The organism is Corynebacterium sp. MSK008 (assembly GCF_030232585.1).
Lineage (GTDB): Bacteria > Actinomycetota > Actinomycetes > Mycobacteriales > Mycobacteriaceae > Corynebacterium.
In genome coordinates, this window is record NZ_JASPJX010000011.1 from 14,589 (window position 1) to 36,575 (window position 21,987).

A 21,987-nucleotide genomic window follows, 5' to 3' on the forward strand; every position below is an offset into this window, starting at 1 on the left:
TCACCGGAAGTCCCGCGACCCGCGGGAGAGCAGCTCTCCCATCGCCAGTGGTTCGAGCCGGTCCGCCACCACGGACACCGCCCCGGAGGCGTTTTGCACGATCCCGCGCACGACCAGCGCTTTGGCGGTGCGGGCCAACACCCGCTGCTTGTTCCACAGCCCGACGGAGATGACCACGTTGATCAGCCCGGTCTCGTCCTCCATGCCGAGAAAGGTCACCCCGCCTGCGGTGGCCGGGTGCTGGCGGTGCGTGATCACGCCGGCCACGCGCACGCGGGTGCCGTCCTCCACCCCATGCAACAACTCCGCCGCCGGCACCACACCCTGCGCCGATAACGCCGCACGCACCATCTCCACCGGCATAAGCCCAGGCGTGACACCGGTGGCCGCAACGTCGGCGGCCATCAGCTCAAACGGGTTCATGCCGGGAAGCGACGGCGCCACCACCGACGACAACCCGGGCAGCATGCCCTCGCGCTCCGTGGCCGCCACGCCCGCCTGCCACAGCGCCTGCCTGCGCGTGACCCCGAAGCAATCCAGCGCCCCCGCCCGGGCCAGCGCCTCGACGTGCTCCACGGACAGATCGGCCCGGCGCGCCAGGTCCGCGATCCCGTCGAAAGGCGCCGCCTGTTCAATCCGCAATGCCGCGTCCGCACCCAGCCCCCGCACCAGGTTCAGCCCCACCCGGATCGTCGAAGAGTCCACGCACAGCGCCTCGCACCCGGAGTTGTTCACGCACACCGGTAGCACCTCCACCCCGTGGCGGCGCGCGTCCTGGATCAGCGACTGCGGGGAGTAAAACCCCATCGGCTGCGCGCGCAGCAGCCCCACGCAAAACTGCGCCGGGTAGTGGCGCTTAAACCACGCGGAGAAGTACACCAGCGAGGCAAACGACTGCGAGTGCGATTCCGGGAACCCGTAGGCGGCGAAGGCCACGATCTTCTGCCACAGCCGCTCGGCGACGTCCGAGCCAATCTCGTTGGTGCGCCAGCACCCCTCGAAAAACCGCGACTTCAACGCCGCCATGCGAGCCGGTGAACGCTTCGACCCCATGGCCCGCCGCAGCGCATCCGCCTCGCGGCCGGAAAAACCTGCCGCATCCACGCAGATCTGCATGAGCTGCTCCTGGAACAACGGGATGCCCAGCGTCTTGCCCAGGGCGCGCTCGAGCACCGGGTGGTCGTACTCCACCGGCTCCAGCCCGTCGCGCCTTCTTAAATACGGGTGCACCGACCCGCCCTGGATCGGGCCCGGCCGAATCAGGGCCACCTCCACCACCAGGTCGAAAAACCGGCGCGGCTTCAGCCGGGGCAGGGTGCCCATCTGCGCGCGCGATTCCACCTGGAACACGCCGACGGAATCGGCGCGGCAGAGCATGTCGTACACGTGGGCGTCGTCAAGCGGAAGCTCCCACAAGTGCACCGTGCGGCCGGTGGTTTCCTCCACCAGGTCCACCATGTGGTGCAGCGCCTCCAGCATGCCCAGGCCGAGCAGGTCGAACTTGACCAGGCCGGCCGAGGCGCAGTCGTCCTTGTCCCACTGCACCACCGAGCGGTTCTCCATGCGCGCCCACTCCACGGGCACCACGTCCGCAATGGGGCGGTCGCAGATCACCATGCCGCCGGAGTGGATGCCCAGGTGGCGCGGCTGCCCTTTGAATTGCGCTGCCAGCTTCTCGACGCCCTCCGGCACCTCCGCCATCCCCTTCGCCCAACTATCAGCCGCGCCCTGCGCGAACCCCAGGGCACGCGCGGCGTCACGCACCGCACCTTTGGTCCGGTACGTGATCACGTTGGCCACCTGGGCGGCGTTGTCGCGCCCGTAGGTGTCGTAGACGTACTGGATCACCTCCTCGCGCCGGCCCGACTCGATGTCCAAGTCGATGTCCGGCGGGCCGTCGCGGTCTGGGGAGAGGAACCGCTCGAACAGCAGCCCCGCCTCGATCGGCTCCACGTTGGTGATCCCGAGCGCGAAACACACCGCCGAGTTCGCCGCACTGCCACGCCCCTGGCACATGATGTTCTGCCTCGCGCAGAAATCCACCAGGTTGTACACGATGAGGAAGTAGCCGGGAAAATTCAGCTCCTCGATCACCTCCAGCTCGTAGCGGATTTGGGCCATTGCTTTTCGACGCACCTCCGGCCCCCGCGACGCATAGCGAAACTGCGCACTCGCCAGCGTGAGATTGCGCAGGTGGTCCATCTCGCTGCGGCCGTCCGGCGTGGGGTAGCGCGGCAGCTCCGGCGCGACCAGGTCGAGGGTGAACGCACAGCGTTTAGCCAGCTCGACGCTGTAAGCGAGCTTCTCCTCGCACCCCGGGTACATGCGTTGGAGCTGGTCGCCGGAGCGCAGCCAGTTCGCCCCCATCGGGTGTAAGTCCCCGTGCGCCTGAGCCAGCGACTCGCGCCTGGCCAGCGCCCGCTTCGCCTGGGCCAGCCGGGCCTGGTCGCGCGTGGCTGCGGCCGGCATCGCGGTGACGATGGCGGGGATTTTTTCCGCGTGCGCGTCTCGCGCCCGGTCCAGCGCCGCGTGCCGGTCCGCGTCCTCGGGCGTCATGGACACCTCGTACTCCAGCACCACATTGCCCGCGCCGAACACGTCGACCAGGTGGTCGATTTCCCCCACCCACCGCCAACCGGCGAGCACGACGCAGGTGCCGCCCAGCTGGTCGCCGATGAGCTCCAGCGGCGGGTAGGCCACCTTACCCTTTTCGCGGGTGGCCATGTGCGCGTCCGCCATCAGGTGCGACAAGCGCTTGTAGCCCTCCGGCCCGCGGGCGATCACGGGCAGCACCCGGTCACCCAACGTCAGCTCCGCCCCGAAGACGGTGTCCAACCCGGCCGCGGCGGCCGCCTCCGCGAACTTCACCGCGCCGTAGAACCCGTCCCTATCCAGCAGCCCCACCGCGCTCAACCCCAGCTCAACGGCCCGGTCCACCAAGTCCTCCGGCTCGCTCGCTCCGCCGAGGAAGCTATACGAGCTGACGGTGTGCAGCTCGGCGAACGGTGTCGTCGATAGGCATTGCTTTTGTGGCGAGGCCGCCGGCTCCGCTTTGCCGTACGCTGCGTCTGCGGGCGTGCCGGTGTGGCCGACCTGCACCGGCTCCGGGCCTGGGCGGCCGGAGAGGATACGTTCGAGCCGCGACCACGACAGCGGCGCTCCCCCGTTGAATCTCATGGCGGGAACGCTACCACTGTTCGAAACTGTGTGCTAGTTCGAGCGGTGCTCTTTCGGGTCACCGCCGCCCACCTCCGGCAGCCGCCACCGCCAAATCCAGCTACAAGGATCCAGCTAATCGCCCCCAGGGGGAGCGCGGACAAAAAGTTGGAGTGTTGGGGGCTGGAAGGTATTCCGATGCCTGCAGGGTTTCCATCTGATATCCGCGTTGGTGCGGTTAAGAGGTTTTTGGCTGGGTCGTCTGCCCGTGAGGTCTGCGACTGGGCTGAAGACGTGTGTGGTCGCCGACCGTCGGTGGCCACGGTCGGCAACTGGGTTGCAGCCAAACGCCAAGGCCAGTCCTTTGACGGTGCGCGACGCGCCTACGACGCTGAGACCATCGCAAAAGTTGTCGCACGCAGGTTGACCTCGAAGGCGACGGTGCGTGATATCGCCGTGGAGTTCGATGTCAACGACACCGCAGCACTGACCTGGACGAAACGGTATTGGCCCGACGATGACGAACGCGATTTGGCAGCGTCGATGACATTCGACGAGGCCTTTGCGGCGACAATGGAACGCGTGAGCAAACACCGCAAAGTCCAACGCAACCATCAGCAGCAGCGAGTCGATGAGGCAGCCGATGCAAAAAGACCACCCCGGCCAGTCAACGAGTGGCTGCCAGGGCCTGGGCCGATAGACGATATCGCTGATTTACCCAGTGACATGGACGAGCTGAAAAAGCTCGTTGTCGAGATGCGTGACCGGGAAACGGTCAAAGACGCCATTATCCACGTGCTCATGAGCGACGGTGAGCCGCAGGGAAACGGCGACGTCCGTGACGGTGAGCCGCGGGGAAAAGGCGACGTCCGTGACGGTGAGCTGTCGACCGCGGCGAAAGCTGCTGTGGTGGTTGCCCTCACGGACGCCCACGGGTTTTCCATCGCCAAGGCATGCGCGGTCGTCGGGATTGCGCAGTCGACGTTTTACTACCACCGACACAAACACACGCAGGTGGTGCAACAGCGCGAACAGCGCCACGCTGCACTCAAACCGTTGATCTTGCAGGCAGCCGCCGAATCCGGGCAGAGCTACGGGTACCGGCGCATCCATGCCTGGTTGAAGATCATGGGGCATACGGTGTCGGAAAAGATCGTGCGCACCCTGATGAAAGAGCTTGGGTGCCGCCCGCCAGCGAAGGTGTCGGGCAAGTACTCCTCCTACACCGGTGAAACCGACCATAAGCCGGCAAACCTGCTGCTGATCACCCCACCCGACAGCAGCGACGGGGATGCGGATTCGGATGCGGCCCGGCCGGTTGTTGAACCGTCGCAGTACTTCATCGACCACGCCGACGCTCAGGGGCTTACCCACGATTTCCACGCTGATGCCCCGTGGGAGAAAATCGGCACCGACGTCACCGAAATCCACTGCCCCGACGGGAAGTTGTTCCTATCGGCAGCGATCGATTTCTACGACGGGATGCCGATTGCGGTGACCATGTCGACGTCGCCGAATCACGACCTGGTCGCCGAGATGATCGCGCGAATCGACGAGCTAAAACCCGACGAGGCAAAACCGATTATCCATTCCGATCGTGGTGGGCTCTACCGCAGTGAACGCTGGGTCAGCCTGATTACCGACCACACCCACAACATCCTGGATTGCCCCAACTGCCAAGCCGATGCGTGGTGCGACACCCGGTGGCGCTACATCCCGTCACTGTCGCGCAAGGCCACCAGCGGCGACAACGCGCGCACCGAGGGGTTCTTCGGCACGATGAAACAAGAACTGCTCAAAGGCAGACCTGTGGTGTCAACGATGACGGTGGCGCAGATGCGCGACTATATTGACACCTACATCGACTTCTACATCCACAGACGATTGAAGTCGACACTCGGCGACGGCTACACCACCATCGCCGAACACCGACAAGCACTGAGTGCATAACAACGAGACAAAGTCCCCCAAATGCACTCCAAGAATTTGTCCGCATCCCCAGGGGCCGGATAGCTGGGTCTTACTAGCTGGATCCGCGAAAAGGGGCACCAAAGGAGCCGCAGACAGGCCACAAAAACCGCCACGCTCACACCCCCGGACAGACAGCTCGGTTAAGGAATCTAGCCAGAAATAGACTAAGCGGTACATAGGGTGCTAGATTCTGACCCGTCATACATTCCCTACATAAGGAGACCCCAATGCGTATCAAGCGCACCCTCGCAACCGTTGCTGCGGCTGCCCTGGCCACCACCGGTTTGGTCGCCTGCTCCAACGAGTCCGAAGACGCTGCAAACACCGCGGACAACGCCGCCGGCGACAACGTCACCGTCAAGATCGGCACCACCGAAGCCGACCAGGAAGCATGGCGCGTATTCAAGGACCTGGCCAGCGACAACGGCATCACCCTAGACATCGTCTCCTTCTCCGACTACTCCCCGGTCAACGAAGCGCTCGCACAGGGTGAGCTGGACGTGAACAAGTTCCAGCACATCAAGTACCTCGCCGAGTACAACAAGGCCTCCAACAACGACCTGCGCGTCGTCGGCTCCACCGAGATCGTGCCGCTGGCGCTGTTCTGGAAGGACCACGACTCCATCGACGGCATCGAGGGCGAGTCCGTCGCCATCCCGAACGACCCGTCCAACCAGGGCCGCGCGATCAACGTGCTGGTCCAGGCGGGCCTGCTCACCCTGAGCGACACCGTCGCAGATGAGCTCGCCCCGACCCCGGCCGACATCGACAAGGACGCCTCCAAGGTCACCGTCACCCCGGTCGACGCATCCCAGACCCCGTCCGCCTACAACGAGGGCAAGCCGGCCATCATCAACAACACCTGGCTGGACCGCGCCGGCATCGAGCCGAACCTGGCCATCTTCGAGGACGACCCGGAGTCCAAGGAGGCTGAGCCGTACATCAACGTCTTCGCCGCCCAGGCCGACAACATCGACGACGAGACCCTGAACAAGCTGGTCGAGCTGTGGCAGACCCCGGAGGTCGCCGAGGCCGCGGCCAAGGACTCCAAGGGCACCTCCGTGCCGGTCTACCGTGATCAGGCTGAGCTCAACGAGATCCTGGACCGTCTCCAGAACAAGTAAGTCTCCGGGCACATCGCAACACAAAGGAGCACGCTTATGCGTACCAAGCGCGTAATCGCCGCGGCCGCGGCATCCCTCATTGCAGCCACTGGGCTGGTGGGCTGCTCGTCGGAGACGGAATCGGCGTCGACAAGCGATGGCGACAATGTCACCGTGAAAATCGGCACCACCGATGCCGACCAGAAGGCCTGGAGTGTCTTCGCTGACGAGGCACAGAAGGCCGGCATCGATCTGGACATCATTCGGTTCACCGAGTACCCGCAGGTCAACCCGGCGCAAGTCGAGGGCCAGATTGAGATCTCGAAGTTCCAGACGATTAACTACCAGGCCCAGTACAACGCCACCGCCGGCGAGGACCTGCGCATCATCGGCTCGGGCGAGATCAACATTCTGGGCTTGTACTGGAAGGACCACGACTCCCTCGACGGCATCGAGGGCGAAGAGGTGGCCATCCCGAACGACCCGTCCAACCAGGGCCGCGCCATCAACGTGCTGGTCCAGGCGGGCCTGCTCACCCTGCGAGACGGCGCGTCCAAGCTGACCCCGACCCCGGCCGACATTGACAAGGACGCCTCCAAGGTCAAGGTCGTCGCCGTGGACGCTTCCCAGACGCCGAACGCCTACAACGAGGGCCGCCCGGCAATCATCAACAACAACTGGCTGGCGCGCGCGGGCATCGACCCGGCCTCCTCTGTGGCCGCGGACGACCCGAACTCGGAGCTGGCGGAGCCGTACATCAACGTCTTCACCGTCTCCGGCGACGACCTGGACAACGAGACCTACGAAAAGATCGTGGACGTCTGGCAGTCCGAGGAAGTCACCGCGGCGCTCAACGAGGACTCCAACGGCACCGCCGTGCAGGTCCAGCGCTCCAAGGAGGAACTCAACGAGATCCTCGACCGCCTTGTGGAGGAGTACAAGTAGATGGCAAAAACCGGCACCCGGATTGAGTTCCGGAACGTATCCAAGGTTTTCAAAACCAAAGACCGCGAGGTCAAAGCCGTCGACGACGTCACCCTGACCGTCGAGCCGGGCGAGATCCTCGGCGTGATCGGCTATTCGGGTGCCGGCAAGTCCACGCTTGTCCGCCTCATCAACGGCCTGGACATGCCCACCTCGGGGCAATTGCTTCTCGACGGCACCGACGTCGTCGGCATGCCCGAGCGCAAACTGCGCGAAATCCGCCGCAACGTCGGCATGATCTTCCAACAGTTCAACCTCTTTTCCTCCCGCACCGCCGCCGGCAACATCGAGTACCCGCTGAAGCTGGCCGGTGTGGACAAGCAGGAACGCAAGCGCCGCGTCGCGGAGCTGCTCGACTTCGTCGGTTTGTCCGAGCGCGGCGAGAACTATCCGGAGCAGCTCTCCGGCGGCCAGAAGCAGCGCGTGGGCATCGCCCGTGCGCTGGCGACCAACCCGTCGCTTTTGCTTGCCGACGAAGCCACGTCCGCCCTCGACCCCGAAACCACCCAAGAGGTCCTCGGCGTGCTGCGCCGTGTCAACGAGGAACTGGGCATCACGATCGTGGTGATCACCCACGAGATGGACGTCATCCGCGCCATCGCCGACAAGGTCGCCGTCATGGAAGACGGCAAGGTGGTGGAGTACGGCAGCGTCTACGACGTGTTCGCCAACCCGCAAACTTCCGTGGCGCAGCGCTTCGCCGCCACCAGCTTGCGCAACCGCCCCGACGAGGTGGAGGCGCGCGAGCTTCTGGCCAAGCCGGGCCGCCTGTTCACCGTGGACCTGACGGAGGATTCCGGGTTCTTCGGCGCGGCGGAGGCCGCCCGCGAGCGCGGCGTGTCGGTGGAGCCGGTGCACGCCGGCATCACCACCTTGCAGGAGCGCTCCTTCGGCAAGATGACCGTGCGCCTTAACGGCGACGATGCCGCCATCAACGAGTTTTTATCCACGCTGCAGCGAAGTACCGAGATTGAGGAGATCACCCGATGACCGCGTTGAACACTGGCGTAACCGAGTACATCCTCGCCGAGCCGAACTGGGACACCCTCGGTCCCACCTTCCTCGAAGCGATCGGCGACACGCTGTGGATGGTGGCCATCACCATGGTCGTCGGCGGGTTCTTCGGCCTGCTTTTAGGCCTGTTTTTGTACACCACCCGCCCGGGCGGCATCCTGCAGAACAAGGCGGTGTACACCATCATCAACGTGGCGGTGAACTTCTTCCGCCCCATCCCGTTCATCATCATGATCGCGATGCTCTACCCGCTGACCTTGCAGGTGGTGGGCACCACCATCGGCCGCGCCGCGGCGACGTTCGTGATGTGCTTCTCCGCCACGTTCACCGTCGCCCGCATTGTGGAGCAGAACCTGGTGGCCATTGACCCCGGCGTGATCGAGGCGGCCCGCTCCATGGGCGCGAGCCCGTGGAAGATCATCACCTCGGTGATCCTGCCGGAGGCGCTCGGCCCGCTGATTTTGGGCTACACCTTCATCTTCATCGCGGTGATCGACATGTCCGCCATGGCCGGCTACATCGGCGGCGGCGGCGTGGGCGACTTCGCCATCGTGTACGGTTACCGCGCGTTCGAGCCCCAGGTCACCTGGGCTGCGGTACTGGTCATCGTGGTCATCGTGCAGCTGGCGCAGTTCCTGGGCAACTGGCTGTCCAAGAAGGTCATGCGCCGGTAAGTTTGGGTGCCATGAAGGTTGCGGCGTTCGACTTCGATGGCACTCTCCACCACCCTCCCCAGGGCTTCCGCGAGGAGGACATCGCCGCGATAGATGCCTGGCGCGCTGCCGGGCATCTTGCCATTTCTGCCACCGGCCGCTCCCGCACCGCCCTGGCTTACGGGATGCGCGGCAGCGGGCTCGGGTTCGACTACCAGGTGCTGTCCAACGGCGGTTCCGCCACAGACGGGGCGAACCGCCAGCTCATCTTCGGCCACGAGGTCGCCGGCTCCGTGTTACAGGCGACTTTGGACGCCTTCGGTTCCCGCGAGGGCCTGGCCATCTTCGGCACCACCCTGGGCCACGTCGACGGGGTGTTCGCCAACAACACCGGCGTCACCCACACCTTCACCGCGCACTTTGCGCAGATGACTCCCGCGGACATCCCCGACCACCGCTTCGCCGTCGTGCCCATCTGGGTGCCCGGCAACGCGGACCTGCGCGCGGAGGTCGTCGACTGGGCGTCCACGCTCGGCGAGGTCGAGGTCGCGCAGAACCAGGACTACATCGATCTCATGGCCCCGGGCCGCTCCAAGGGCGCAGGCATTTCGCAGCTTCTCGACGTCCTCCGCCTCCCCCGCGAATCCATCCAGCTCTACACATTCGGCGATTCCTGGAACGACCTGCCCATGCACGCCATCGCGGACGTCTCCCACGGCTTCCACCACTCCCCCGCAGAGGTGCGCGCCGCCACGGACCGCGTCATCGGCTCCGTGGCGGAGGTCCTGGGCGAGTACATATAGCTGTCTGGCGTTGTCCCAGGCTCACGCGCAGATCGTCTAGCAGCCGAGGAAACACCGCTAGACGATCAACGAAATCAGGCAGCGTTTCCCCAGGTGATAATGAACACGATTGTTGGTATCGGCCTGATCGTCTAGCAGGGCGGCGATACTGCTAGACGATCCGCGCCCGACCCCCCTGGCCCCAAGCCGGATACTCCGGATCCCGCAATCTCACCGCGACACAGGCGCAACCGACACCGCGACCCAGGCCGTACTCTCTTTCGGCGCCTTTCCGCACGAGTCGACCACACCGGACGCCGGGCGCTGCTCCAGCTGCACTTCGTACGCCTGGCCGGACGCAGTGTCGGTGACCAGGGCGGCACCACCATCAGGCGCAGCAACCTCGAACTGGCCATAGCGTGCACCGGGCACCTCGGCGGCGACGGCGAGCTCAGCCACCTGCTCGGCGGGACCGAGGGTGCCGCGGCCGCGGTTGCCGGGGACGAAGTAGCGGCCCTCGGATGCGTCGGCAAGCATGGCGTCGGTGGCCTCGATGTTCATGCGGCCGAAGCTGTAGGCCCACGGCATGAGCAGCATCGTCGGCGCGAAGCGGTGGCCCTTGATGTGGGAGGTCTCCCACACGACGTCGTTGCCGGGGCCGAACGGGTGGCGCGCGTGCAGCTCGTTGACCAGCGGGCGGCCCTTGACGGCGCAGCAGCGGTCGCGCTTAGCGTGGGTGCAAATCAGCAGCAGCGGGCGCTCGCGGCGTTCGGCGCCGTTGCGGCCCGGGCCTGACAGGTCCAGTTCCAGCAGCTCGTCGGGGCTGTCGACGTGCTTAACCTCGGTGACGGCCTCGTCGGCGAAGACGAGGTAGAGGTGGTGGTCGGTGATGTTGCGGCCCTCGCGCGTTGGGTGGCGGATGAGCAGCAGGGTGGCGTCGTGAGCCTCCAGCATGGGCGCGAGCTTGGCGGTGAGTTCTTCGCCGAGGGCGGCGTCGCCCATGACGTCGCGAGGCCAGGCCTCCGGCCACTCGAAAAGCACGTACACCGAGCCGGGTTTGGCGGTTCCCGGCAGCGGTTCAACCTCTACATCAGAGCAGGGCAGTTGTTGCATGGCACCACCATAGCTAAGCGTGCCCTAACCTGTAAGTCACCCTCTTGGACACCACTCCAAGTTATAACGGTTGTATAACCTTTTGCGGTTTTGCCCTTTTTCTTTTTGATCTCACCTGCCCGCTGGCTACGGTGACTGGGTGTTTAAAATTTCCGGTCTTTCCCGCGCGGCGCTCGCGGGCGCGTGCGTGGCGGCTTCCGTCGCGTGCGGCGCCTGCAGCGTTGTCGACGACGGTGCCGGGAACACCCTGGCGGGCAGCCTGGCCTCCCCCACCGCGAAGCTGCAGCCGCTAGGCACTGCAGATCCGTCGCCGAAGACGCAGCGCCCGTCGGAGCCTTCGCGCCTGGCCGTGGTCGGCGTCCGCGTCGGCGCGCACGAGGGCTTCGACCGCGTGGTTGTGGACCTGGAGGGCGACGGCGATCCGGGCTGGTTCGTCTCCTACACCTCCACCCCGATGCAGGAGACGGTGGGCCAGCCGCTGCAGGTGGCGGGCAACTCTTTCCTCAACATCAACGTCGACGGCACCGTGTACCCCTTTGAGCTGGGCAAGGACAACGACGTCCCGGTGACCATGGCGGGCGATACGGGCAACGTCATCGACGTGATCAGCGCCGGCACGTACGAGGGCCGCAGCCAGGTTGTGGTGGGCCTGCGCTCGGAGCTGCCGTACTCGGTGCAGGTGTTGGAGAACCCCACGCGCGTTGTCGTGGATATCGTGCAGAAGTAACTAGTAGACAGCCTCCACGCGCCAGCTGCGCCGGCTCCACACCAGAAGCCAGCCGGTCACGGCGCCCCCTTCCCCGCCTTCGCGGCCCACAACCTGCATGCGCGCGACGCGGCCTGCGGGCAGCTCGGTTTGCGTCCACCAGTCCGCGTCCACAGGCCACGGGCCCGCCCACCCAGTGACCAGGTAGCGCTTCTCGCCCCAGGCCAGCCCGTACGGTTCGCTGCTCAGCAGGGCTTCGGCGGTGACGATGACGGGGGCACCGGAGGCGTCGATAAGCATGATGCGCGAGGCCGGGTGGTCGATGCCGCCGCCAAGGCGCGCGGGCAGGGGTTTTGGGATCGCCCCGGGCCACGATTGCCTATCGACGTCCTCCGGTTCCTCCCCAAACGGCACCATCGCCACGCGTTCGGCCACCCCGCGCCCGCCGACAAGGCGCGGTTGGAGCACGGCGTCGATGCCGAGTTGGGATTGGACGCGCTCGACCACCCGGCGCGCGGTGTCGGTGGACGCACCGTCGGACCACAGCTCGCCGACTGGTTCGGGCGCGGCGAATTCGAGCGGTTCAAGGATGAGGCTGGTGATTGCGCCGGAGCCACCGTTTGTCAGCCAACCATCCAATTGCCAGCGCACGCGGTCAGCGGTGGCGGCTTCGGTGAGCGGTTCGCGGGTGCGCCAGACGCGTTCGACGCGGGTGCCGTCGTGAAGCTCGGCGATAACTTTCAGGCGCAGGCAGTTGCGGCCGGTGTCTTTGAGCCGTTCGTGCAGGCTGGCGGCCAGGGCGCGGGCGGCGAACGCGGCGGCGTCCACGCGCTCGATCGGGTCCTCGGGCGTGATTGCCACGGCGAGGTCCTCCACCGGCAGCTCCGGGGCGACGCGGCGGTCCGGCGCGGCGGAAGCAATGCGGTGGATACGCATGCCTTTGGTGCCGAAGCGGGTGGTCACCGCGTTCGGCGGCAGCTTCGCCAGCTCCCCGAGAGTAGTAATGCCCAGCTGGCCGAGCGCTTTGACGGTGTCCATGTCCGCGGCGAGCGACTCTTCCGCCACCAGCACGCCGAGCGGCTGCGCGGCCAAAAACTCAGCCGAGCCGCCGGGCGGGATCACCTGGGAGGCGCGCGCGGCGATGAGCGCGGTGGCGATCTCGTCGGCGGCGCCTGCCTGGGTGTCGATGCCGCGGCGCGAGGCAGCGTCGATAAGCATCTCGAGCGCTTTGTCCTCGCTGCCGTGGAAGCGGGCGGCGGCCTCCACATCCACCACCACAAGACCGGGGCGCACCACTTCCACGCTGGCGGCGACGTCGTCGAAGCTGGCTGCCAGCGAGGCGAACATCCGCCCGTCGCGGTCCGGGTTATCCTCCACCACCGTCAGCTCTGGGGCGACCGCTTGAGCGTTGCGCACCCGCATCCCGCGGCGGATGCCCACCTGGCGCGCGGCGTGCGAGCACACTTTCACCCGGTGCTGCGCCGCGATCGCGATGGGTTCTGCCAGTTCATCGCCCGATTCCAGCCGCGCCGCCTGCACCGGCCAGTCCGGGAACCACAGCGCCGCGGCCCTCATGTGACGGCCCGGAGCCTTCGCTTCTCGACGCCTCCGGTACCCAACGTCACCCGCGCACTCGCCGGACGGTAGCCCTTGGCCTGCGCGCGGACGTCGAAGTCGATGCCGGTGATGCGGCCTGTACCACGGCCAATGCCGTGGAACTGCGCGAGCTGGCCCGTGATGGTCAGCGCCGGCGAGGGTACTTCCACGTTCACGCACACCAGCGCCGCCTGACCTTTGCGGATCCGGGCGAGCAGGGGGCGTGCGCGAACCGGGGTGAGCTGGAACGGGCTGCGGGTGCGCAGCACCACCAGGTCGAGGCCCTCGGCGAGCACGCCCGCGACGCTGAGGTCGTCGAGGCCCGCGTCCGGCACCGCCACCACCCGCTCCATCGCGTCTATATCGATGCCGGCGTAGGACAGCTCCGGCCACCCCACCACACCTGCGCGCCCGCCTGCCTGCACCACCTGGCCGATGAGCTCCACGATCAGCGCCGGGGTGTCGCTGACGTGCGTGACCGCCCGGCGCGGCAGGCCACCGTTCGGCAGCACGAGCGAAAGCCCGCCCGCCACCGTCAGGGTCTCCGCATCCTCGACGACCTGCTGCGGAACCTCCCCGCCGATAGCGGCCATACGGGCGCGCAGCTCGGCGATCTGATCGGCGCGCGACTGCTGAGCTGGCGGTTCATCCACAACCGCCAGGTTCGCCGCCGCTGCCGACACAGCTCGAATAGATGTTCCACTCACGCCAGATAGTATGCACCCCGGGGCCGACGCAGGCAACGCTCCTGGTCGAACATGTTTTCTACTTCATCTTCATGAGAACCTGGCTCATGGAAGTGTGATGCAGAACATATTCCTTGCGGTGTCTGTGTACACTCCGTATGTGAGTCGCCTATCAGATTGGAGTCAATTATGAAACCGAGCAAAAATCAGTCTCGTGGGTTCGTTGCACTCGCGATCGGCGCGGTAGCACCTCTTCTTGGAGTAACAACCCCTGTAGCAGGAGCCGCCATTGCTGGTTGGGGTCTCGCTGCTGTGGCCTTTCCTGTCTCCGCTTTCTTCTTCCATCGAGCGAAGGATGACGACAGAGCGCGCGCATAAAGACACCCCCTGTTTGAACTTTGAATCATCTCAAAGCCTATTCGTTTATGTCTGCGTCAACTTAACGAGAAACTAGCCTCAGATCCCCCGCCACACGCCTCACGAACCCAGGCAGAGTATCTCTCGGCAGAGCAGCGGGACGGCAAACCGCTGGGCGCTAACCTGGTCTATGCCGAGACGTGGCAGTGGCTGGATGCGCGCGGCTGCACTGGGTTCGTCTCGAAGCGGTTGGTTGAGCAGTGCGCCCAGGCGTTGTCCCGCTATGCGCAGGAGCGCCCTGGTAACGTCGCCCTTCGTGATCCCCATCAGCGCAGCAGAGGTCCGAGGCCGCGTCACGCCGATCCCCACCCCAACCGTCGTACGAGCACTGGGCTCTGTCGGCGTGGGCGGGTCCGTCGGCGTGATGGCCTCACAGGCGCCGCTGAGTGTCAAAGCAGTCGTGGCGATTCTGTGTGTCGTTGCCGCCGTCGCCGTCACGCTGCTGCACCCCTACCGTAAACAGCTCCGCGCGTTTGCGGAGGAGAAGAACGTGGCCAGGGTGCCGTCGATAGGCATGGTGCTCCCCCTGATGCTGTGGTGGCTGCTGCTCATGCTCTCGCCGCTGGCCGGTTGGCCCGCGGTGGGCGCGTGGGTTGCGGGCGTGCTGGCGGCCGCGGCGGCGTGGGTGCTGTACCCACACGTGGATGGGTCGCGGCGCCTCGCGTACGCGTAGATCTACTCGAAAGAATCTACTCGAAAGGCTTTCTAGTAGACGAGTTTGCGCAGCTCAACCTAGAAACATTCGGTTTCGAGTAACTTTCTAGTAGCTTTCGAGCTCCGCAGGAGCACCCCTTCGCACAGACCCCTAGTAGCAAAGCCCTATTAAGGCCGAAATCGGCGCATACTCGGGCTTTGTCACTTGGGGTCTGTCGGCAGCACGGCGCAGCCGGCAAACAGCAAGACAGCCCCGCCGCGCCGAAACCCCGGCTGCGAAGTCCGGCAAACGCACGGATAATGGCGCGTATGGCTCAAGGATCTTCGACATCGCTCAAGCACATGTGGGACACCCGCCCGCACCGCATCCCGAAGGACGCGGGCGGGCGCGCCGTGATCGCCGGTGTCTGCGTCGGCGCCGGTGAGCGCTACAAGGTGGACCCGGTGGCCATGCGCATCGCGTTTGTCATCTTCAGCTTCATTTTCGGCGGCGGCATCTTCGCCTACCTGCTGTGCTGGTTTGTCATGCCGCGAGTGGGGATGAACATCACTCCGGCCAAGGCGATTATCACGCCGAAGGAGCAGCTCACCCCGCGCGAAATCGAGGAACGCAAGCCCGGGTGGTGGCTGCTTCTCGGCCTGATTGTCTTCCTGCCCGCGCTTAATCAGGCCGCGGATCTGCGAGGCACGCTACTCAGCTTCGCCGTGTTCTTCTTCGTCTGGTACGTCATCTACGCGAGCAACCCGGAGCCGCCGGCAGGCCCCAACAGCAACGACGATCTGGTCTGGCGCTAGGCAAAAACCAGCTAGCGGTAGCGCTTCGGCACGTCCGGCGCGCCGAGGGTGAGCATCAGCCGGTTCGCCCAGTTGAAGAACGCGGACGAGTTCACCACATCCAGCACCGCCAGGTCGTCCCGGCCCACGGCCCGCAGCGCGTCCACGTGTGGCCCGCCGAACTCGTAGGGGGTGCGGGTCAGCGCCACCGCGGCGTCGCGGATGGCGTTCCAGAGCTCGGATGAGAGGTCGGCGGTCACGCCTTCGTCGAGAAGCGTGTCAATGGCCTCCGCGTCGCCGCCCTCATCCTTGGAACGGCCTTGGTGCACCGAGGCGCAGTACTCGCAGCCGTTCAGGCGCGAGGCCACCGTGGCGGCGAGTTCGCGCTCGGCGCGGCCCAGCCCGCCCTCGGTGTTGTAGAAGATGTCCAGGTCCGTCAGCGTGCGGGCTTTCAGCGCCTGCGGGTCGCGCGCGAGCAGGCGGAAATACTCCATGTCGGCGCGCTCGGGTTTGATCAGCGCGTCGATGTGCTCCTCGGTCAGCTCAGCCTTTTCCAGCGGCGCCAACCACGGCTTCCAGCCCAGCGGGTGCGCCACAAACGTCTCGGGCGCAACCACATCGGGCTGCAAGGTGGCGGCCGCAGGCGCCCAACCGGGATCCGCAACGCCAGCTCGCTTATCGACGCCCTCCGGCACCTCGCCGCCACCCGCCAGCACGCGCACGCCGTGCACCACACGCAGCTGGAACGCCACAAACGCGATGAGCTGGCCGAGCGAGACAATCGCGTTTTCGTTGTATCCCGCTTCCTGCAGGTGCCCGATCGCCGCGGGGGATGCGTCCTTGGGGTGGAAGGTGAGCAGGTGGGCGAAGTCGAACGCGGCGGCCAAAGCCCCCTCGCCGAAGGTCACGAAGTCGCCGCCGGCGTAGGGTCCGGCGGACGCACTTTCACGCACGGCGTTTTCGACCACGGCGACCAGCGACTCGTCCTCGTCCGCGAGCAGGTCGGTGTAGAACGCCGCGGCACGCTTCGCGCCGGAGACGCCGGCGATGAAGGCGGCAACGGCGTAGCGGGTGGACACCGGCAGCGCCTGAATCAGCGCGTCGTCGGTCGGCTCGAACAGCGCCTCGAAGCTGCGCTGGGCGTTCTCCACCGCCTCGGGGCGGCGGCGTCGCAACTCGGCGAGCTCCGCCGGGGTCTCGGCCAGGACGTCAATAATGTCGGTGCGGTTAGACAACAAACTCTCCTAACTGTCGGGCGCGGAACACGGTGCCGGGGATGGCGTTGATGAGCTCGCGGGTGACATCGTGCTGCGGGTGTGCAAACACGTCGTTGGTCGCCCCGTATTCCACCTGGCGGCCGCGGCTGAACACGCTCACGGTATCCGAAATCTGGCGCACCACCGCCAGGTCGTGGGAAATGAACACGTAGGTCAGGCCGAGCTCACGCTGCAGGTCCTCCAAAAGCTCCAGGATCTGGGCCTGCACGGTCACATCGAGCGCGGAGACCGCCTCGTCCAGCACCACCAGCTCCGGCTCCACAATCAGCGCACGGGCGATAGCCACGCGCTGGCGTTGCCCGCCGGACAGCTGCGCCGGGGTGCGGGAGGCGAACTTCGCTGGGTCCAGCGCCACGCGCGCCAAGAACTCGTCGGCGCGTGTGAGCGCCTCACGCTTCGAGGCGCCGGCGAGGTTGCGCAGCGGCTCGGCGACGATCTCGCCGACCCGCATCTTCGGGTCCAGCGAGGAGTACGGGTTCTGGTACACCATCTGCACCCGGCCGCGAAGGCCCCGCTGCTGCTTTGGTGTGAGCCCCGTCAGCTCCGTGCCGTCTAGGGTGATACTTCCCGCGGTGGGCTGGTTGAACATGGAAATCGCGCGCCCGGTGGTGGTCTTGCCGGAGCCTGAGCCGCCGACTAAGGCGTGGGTGGAGCCGCGCGCCACGTCGAAGGAAATGTCCTCCACCGCCGTGAAGTCGCCGTAGCGCTTGGTCAGCCCGCTGACGGAAAGGAGGGGCTCGGGGGTGACCGGAGGACGTCGATAGGCATCTGCGACCGCAAGCGAGGGCACGTTGGCCAGCAGGCGCTTCGAGTAGTCCTGCTGCGGGCTGGTCAGCACTTGGCCCACCGGGCCGTGCTCGACCACACGGCCGCGCTCCATGATCACCACGTCGTCCGCCCGGTCGCCCGCGACGGCGAGGTCGTGGGTGATGAAGACGATGCCAAGGCCCAACTCAGCGCGCATTTTGTCCAGCAGGTCCAGAATGGTCTTCTGCACCGTCACATCGAGCGCGGACGTCGGCTCGTCCGCAATGAGCACCTCGGGCTCGAGCGCCACCGCCGCCGCGATGAGCACGCGCTGCTTCATGCCGCCGGACAGCTCGTGCGGGTACTGGTTGTAGCGGCGCTCCGGGTCGTCGATGCCCACGCGTTCCAGCAGGGCAATTGCTTTACGACGGCGCTCCGCCGCATCCCCCACCCCATGAATCTCCAGACCGTCCTCCACAGACGCGCCGATGGTCTTCAGCGGGTTGAGCGAGTTATTCGGGTCCTGCGGCACCAGACCGATCTTCGTGCCGCGCAACTTGCGCCACTCGGCGTTGGTGAGGCCAGAGAGCTCCTGGCCCTTGAAACGGATGCTGCCGGAAAGCACGTTGCCGGAAGGCCCCAGCAGGTCCAGCGCCGCCATCGCGGAGGTGGTCTTGCCGGAGCCAGACTCGCCCACGATCGCGGTCATCTTCCCGGCCTCGACGGAAAACGAGATGTCGCGCACCACTGGGTCCGCGTCGCCGTACGCGACGGTCAGGCCGCTGACTTCAAGCATTGGCGTGGTCACTTCACATCACCTTCCTGTTGGATCACCTGGGACAGGTGGTTGGCGGACATCACGGTGGCCACGATGGCCAGACCGGGCAGCAGGATCAGCCACCAGGCGGTTGCCATGAAGTCGCGGCCTTCTGCGATGAGCAGGCCCCACTCCGGGGTCGGCGGCGGCGCGCCGTAGCCCAAGAACCCCAGGATGGACAGCTGCAAGATGGCGGTACCGAACTGCAGCGCGGCCAGCGCCAGCACCGGGGTCAGCGAGTTCGGCAATACGTGGCGGAACAGCACCTGGGCCTGGGTGGCACCGGAGCCGTAGGCGGCCTCGACGAAATCCGCGTTAGCAATCTGGATCACCTGCGAGCGCGCTAGGCGCGCAAACGTGGCCACCGAGGTCATGCCGACGGCGAACGCCGCCTGCAGCGAGCCGAAGCCGGTGACGATGATGATGGACAGCGACAGCAGGATGCCGGGGATGGCCAGCAGCACATCCACCAGGCGCATCAGCACCGTGTCCACCCAGCCGCGCTGGGTGCCGGCGATCAGGCCGATCAGGGTGCCCAGCACCAGACCGACGGCCACGGCAATCAGGGCACCGAGCAGCGACTGGCGCGCGCCGTACACCACGCGCGAGAACAGGTCGCGGCCCACCGCGTCGGTGCCGAAGAAGTACTCGCCGTTGGGGGCGAGCAGTGCCACGTCGACGCCGTTGTACGGGTCGTGCGGCGCGAAGATGCCCGGCACGATCGCCCACAGCGCGGCGATGGCCAGCACGATCAGCGACAGGATAGTCGCCGGCGAGCTCCAGCGACGGTGCTTGCGGGCCTTGCGCGGACGGTGGTCCTTCTGCGGCGCGCGCTGGTTGTGCACCAAGTTGGTCGTGCTCATCGGACGGCCTCCTTTGCTGTCGTAGCCGGGGTGTGTGCGGCGGTCTGCTCCTCAAGGGCCGCCGGGGTGGTGGCAGCCTCCGCCACGGCCTGGTCGCGCAGACGCACGTCCAGCACCGGGTAGAGCAGGTCCACGATCAGGTTGATCACCACGTACGCGGTGGCGGCGATAAGCACCACGCCGAGCAGCACCGGCATGTCGCGGCTGGACACGGCGTTGACGGTCAGCGAGCCCAGCCCGGCGCGGCCGAAGACGGTCTCGGTGACCACGGCGCCGCCGACCAGCTCGCCGAACAGCAGGCCAGCCATGGTGATTGCGGGCAGAAGCGAGTTGCGCAGCACGTCGCGCCAGAAGATGCGGGCCTCGCTGGCACCGCGGGCGCGCACGACCTGCACGAACGGCTGGGCGCGGACCTCGTCGATGGAGCGGATGAGCACCTGCATCAGCGGCGCCGCCATGGGCACGGCGAGGGTGAGCGTAGGCAGGATCAGTCCCTCCAGCGGGGTCGGGTCAACCACGTTGACCCAGCCCAGGCGGAAGGAGAAGAACTGCAGCAACAGGATGGCGATCCAGAAGCCGGGCAGGGAGACCATGAACGACGGCAGGGCGCGCACAGCGCTGCGCAGCGCGCCTGCGCCGGGCAGGGTGGCCACGTACGCGGTGGCCAGCGCCACCACAATCGCTAAGCCTATCGACGTCGCGGCGAGCGCGAACGTGTGCGGCGCGGCGTCCGTGATCAGGTCGAACACGGGCGTGCCGGTGGCCACCGAGTAGCCCAGGTCGCCGGTAAACAGCCCGCCCAAGGTGGCGAAGTACTGCTGGATCAGCGGCTTGTCCACGCCCATCTGTTCGCGGATCTGCTCGATCTCCGCCTGGGACAGGCCTAGGGCCGGGTCCGCGTAGCGGGCGGCCACGCCGTCGGAAGGCAGCGCGGACAGCAGGAAAAACGCCAGGGTGTAGGCCAAAAGGAGCACGATGAGCGCCTGGCCGATGCGCTTGAGTACGTACTTGCCCATCTACTTGTCCTCCTCGCGGTCGAAGTACACCGAGTAGAAGCTCGGGCGCGCCACCGCCTCGGTGTCAAAGCCCTTCACGTGCGGCGCGAGCGCGTAGACCTGTGGCTCTTCAAACAGCGGCAGCGTGTATGCGTTTTCGGTCAGGTGGTCCTGCACCGCCTTGGAGGCGGCGGCGCGGCCGGCGTCGTCCGGGGTGGAGACCACCTTGTCCAGCAGCGCCTGCAGCTCCGCGTCGATCGGCTCGCCGTCGCCCGCGTTGTTCAGAAGCGAATCGCGGCGGTCCACGGACAGGTGCGATTCGATCACGTCGTAGTCCGCACGCCCCACCATGGTGTGCATGAGCTGGACGCGGTTGATGTCCTTTTGCGCCGCGTTCTGGGTGGCGCGGTCGCCGGCGACCATGTTCAGTTCGATGCCCAGCTCGCGCAGGTCGGACTGGATCATGGTGACGATCTCCTTGGAGCGCGGCTGTGGCAGGGCGTGGTTGACCCACAAGCTCAAGCGTTGGCCGTCCTTTACGCGGATGCCGTCCGGGCCGGGGGTCCAACCGGCGTCGTCGAGAAGCTTGCGCGATTGATCCGGGTCGAAGGTGTACGCGCCCGGCTGCTCGGCGTACCCCAGGGCCTGCGAGGTCATCGACGAGGTCGCCAGCGGGTAGGAATCCGACAGCAGGATGCGGATGATCTCCTCGCGGTTGACCCCGTGGATGATCGCCTGGCGCACGCGGATGTCCTGCAACAGCGGGTGGTTGAAACGCATCGCCAGCTGGTTGTTCATGCCGTTGGCGGTGGCAGCGACCACCTGCACGCCCTGGTCCTTCAGGTGGCGCTCCACCGGCGGGGAGATCGTGCGCGCGGCATCGGCCTGACCGGACAGCAGCGCGCCGGAGCGCATGGCTTCTTCCGCGGCCAGGGTGTAATGGATGCCGTCGATACGCGCGCGCCCCTGGTGCTCCAGCAACGGCGGCGCCCAGTCATAGTCGTCGCGGGCCTTGAGCACCAGGTCGGTGCCCAGGGTCTCACTGTCCACCACGAACGGGCCGGAGCCGATGACGTTTTCCGCGTTGCCGGGGCCGAACTCCTCGTTGCGCAGCTTGAGCGAGGAATCGGCCAACAGCCCCGCGTTGTACGTCGATGTCGCCTGCGCAAAGCCCGGCGAAGGTGCGGAGAAGTAAAAGCGCACCGTGTCTTCGTCGACGACCTCGCCGCGCTCGTAGTTGGAGAGCTGCTCCGAGACGTTGAGCAGCCGGTCCTTGTCGCCTAGGCCGAACAGGTCGAAGTTGTCCACGATGTTCTGCGCGGTCATGGGCGTGCCGTCGGAGTAGGTCACGTCCGTGCGGATGTCGAAGGTGAACACCGTGGCGTCCTCGTTGATCTCCGGCAGGTCCGTGGCAATCCAGGGCTCAAGCTCCAGCGTCTCCGGATCCTGGTAGAGCAGCCGGTCCGTCAGCTGGTTGACCACGCCGCCGTTGGGGTAGAACCCGGCGGCCGGCGGGTACAGGCTGTTAAACCAGTTGGATTCCAGGTAGGTGAGCACGTCACCGTCGTCGCCGTCTGCCGCCGCCGCGCATCCGGCGAGCAGGCTGGCTGCCGCGCCGAGCGCAAGCGTCGCGGCTACCTTTGTTTTAGGCACGTTATCGTCCTCTTTCTTCGGTTGCG

18 protein-coding genes are annotated in these 21,987 nt (G+C 66.2%); 9 read left to right on the top strand and 9 right to left on the bottom strand.

The features are described from left to right. Nucleotides 1-3,177, bottom strand: coding sequence for an error-prone DNA polymerase (locus QP996_RS09395; protein WP_284872384.1), 3,177 nt, complete (start codon nt 3,175-3,177; stop codon nt 1-3). Between the two features lie 177 nt (nt 3,178-3,354). Here QP996_RS09395 and QP996_RS09400 point away from each other — a divergent pair, with 177 nt between their 5' ends. The 6 genes from QP996_RS09400 to QP996_RS09425 all read left to right on the top strand — a co-directional run bounded on the left by QP996_RS09400 (nt 3,355) and on the right by QP996_RS09425 (nt 9,684). Then, on the top strand, nt 3,355-5,106 hold the full coding sequence (locus tag QP996_RS09400; RefSeq protein WP_284872385.1) for an IS3 family transposase: 1,752 nt from the start codon (nt 3,355-3,357) through the stop codon (nt 5,104-5,106). A 248-nt stretch (nt 5,107-5,354) separates the two neighbouring features. Then, on the top strand, nt 5,355-6,251 hold the full coding sequence (locus QP996_RS09405; protein ID WP_284872386.1) for a MetQ/NlpA family ABC transporter substrate-binding protein: 897 nt from the start codon (nt 5,355-5,357) through the stop codon (nt 6,249-6,251). 36 nt (nt 6,252-6,287) lie between these two features. Continuing rightward, entirely contained in the window at nt 6,288-7,175 is an 888-nt protein-coding gene (locus tag QP996_RS09410; RefSeq protein ID WP_284872387.1) for a MetQ/NlpA family ABC transporter substrate-binding protein, read from the top strand. Then, entirely contained in the window at nt 7,176-8,204 is a 1,029-nt protein-coding gene (locus tag QP996_RS09415; protein WP_284872388.1) for a methionine ABC transporter ATP-binding protein, read from the top strand. Continuing rightward, nucleotides 8,201-8,902 (top strand): methionine ABC transporter permease, encoded by a 702-nt coding sequence (locus QP996_RS09420; RefSeq protein WP_194560801.1) that lies wholly within the window; start codon nt 8,201-8,203, stop codon nt 8,900-8,902. Before QP996_RS09415 ends, QP996_RS09420 begins: the two co-directional genes overlap by 4 nt. An 11-nt stretch (nt 8,903-8,913) precedes the next feature. Continuing rightward, on the top strand, nt 8,914-9,684 hold the full coding sequence (locus tag QP996_RS09425; protein ID WP_284872389.1) for an HAD family hydrolase: 771 nt from the start codon (nt 8,914-8,916) through the stop codon (nt 9,682-9,684). 210 nt (nt 9,685-9,894) lie between these two features. Here QP996_RS09425 and QP996_RS09430 read toward each other — a convergent pair whose 3' ends face one another. Continuing rightward, complete coding sequence (locus QP996_RS09430) at nt 9,895-10,776, bottom strand: sucrase ferredoxin (protein ID WP_284872390.1); 882 nt, start codon at nt 10,774-10,776, stop codon at nt 9,895-9,897. Between the two features lie 139 nt (nt 10,777-10,915). Between QP996_RS09430 and QP996_RS09435 the strand changes: the two genes are divergently transcribed. Next, nucleotides 10,916-11,503, top strand: coding sequence for an AMIN-like domain-containing (lipo)protein (locus QP996_RS09435; protein ID WP_284872391.1), 588 nt, complete (start codon nt 10,916-10,918; stop codon nt 11,501-11,503). On the opposite strand, the gene QP996_RS09440 is transcribed toward QP996_RS09435, so the two are convergent. Next, nucleotides 11,504-13,057 (bottom strand): Y-family DNA polymerase, encoded by a 1,554-nt coding sequence (locus QP996_RS09440; protein ID WP_284872392.1) that lies wholly within the window; start codon nt 13,055-13,057, stop codon nt 11,504-11,506. It lies immediately after the preceding gene. Beyond that, complete coding sequence (imuA', locus tag QP996_RS09445) at nt 13,054-13,785, bottom strand: DnaE2-dependent mutagenesis accessory factor ImuA' (protein ID WP_284872393.1); 732 nt, start codon at nt 13,783-13,785, stop codon at nt 13,054-13,056. The genes QP996_RS09440 and imuA' overlap by 4 nt, the downstream gene beginning before the upstream one ends. 652 nt (nt 13,786-14,437) lie before the next feature. On the opposite strand from imuA', the gene QP996_RS09450 reads away from it, so the two are divergent. Next, the gene (locus QP996_RS09450) at nt 14,438-14,854 is read left to right on the top strand and encodes a hypothetical protein (protein WP_284872394.1); all 417 of its coding nucleotides are present in this window, start codon (nt 14,438-14,440) and stop codon (nt 14,852-14,854) included. A gap of 290 nt (nt 14,855-15,144) precedes the next feature. Beyond that, on the top strand, nt 15,145-15,630 hold the full coding sequence (locus QP996_RS09455) for a PspC domain-containing protein (RefSeq protein ID WP_284872395.1): 486 nt from the start codon (nt 15,145-15,147) through the stop codon (nt 15,628-15,630). Nucleotides 15,631-15,641: 11 nt separating this feature from the next. On the opposite strand, the gene QP996_RS09460 is transcribed toward QP996_RS09455, so the two are convergent. Genes QP996_RS09460 through QP996_RS09480 form a run of 5 tightly spaced genes read right to left on the bottom strand, consistent with a single transcriptional unit; the run spans nt 15,642 to nt 21,961 of the window. Further along, nucleotides 15,642-16,844 carry an alkylhydroperoxidase domain protein gene (locus QP996_RS09460; RefSeq protein WP_284872396.1) on the bottom strand — a complete coding sequence of 401 codons (1,203 nt, stop codon included), beginning with the start codon at nt 16,842-16,844 and terminating at the stop codon, nt 15,642-15,644. Next, nucleotides 16,837-18,441 (bottom strand): dipeptide ABC transporter ATP-binding protein, encoded by a 1,605-nt coding sequence (locus tag QP996_RS09465; RefSeq protein WP_284872397.1) that lies wholly within the window; start codon nt 18,439-18,441, stop codon nt 16,837-16,839. The genes QP996_RS09460 and QP996_RS09465 overlap by 8 nt, the downstream gene beginning before the upstream one ends. Continuing rightward, complete coding sequence (locus QP996_RS09470; protein WP_284872398.1) at nt 18,438-19,313, bottom strand: ABC transporter permease; 876 nt, start codon at nt 19,311-19,313, stop codon at nt 18,438-18,440. Before QP996_RS09470 ends, QP996_RS09465 begins: the two co-directional genes overlap by 4 nt. Further along, on the bottom strand, nt 19,310-20,329 hold the full coding sequence (locus QP996_RS09475; protein ID WP_284872399.1) for an ABC transporter permease: 1,020 nt from the start codon (nt 20,327-20,329) through the stop codon (nt 19,310-19,312). Before QP996_RS09475 ends, QP996_RS09470 begins: the two co-directional genes overlap by 4 nt. Beyond that, nucleotides 20,330-21,961, bottom strand: coding sequence for a TIGR04028 family ABC transporter substrate-binding protein (locus QP996_RS09480; RefSeq protein ID WP_284872400.1), 1,632 nt, complete (start codon nt 21,959-21,961; stop codon nt 20,330-20,332). It lies immediately after the preceding gene. Nucleotides 21,962-21,987: the final 26 nt, after the last annotated feature.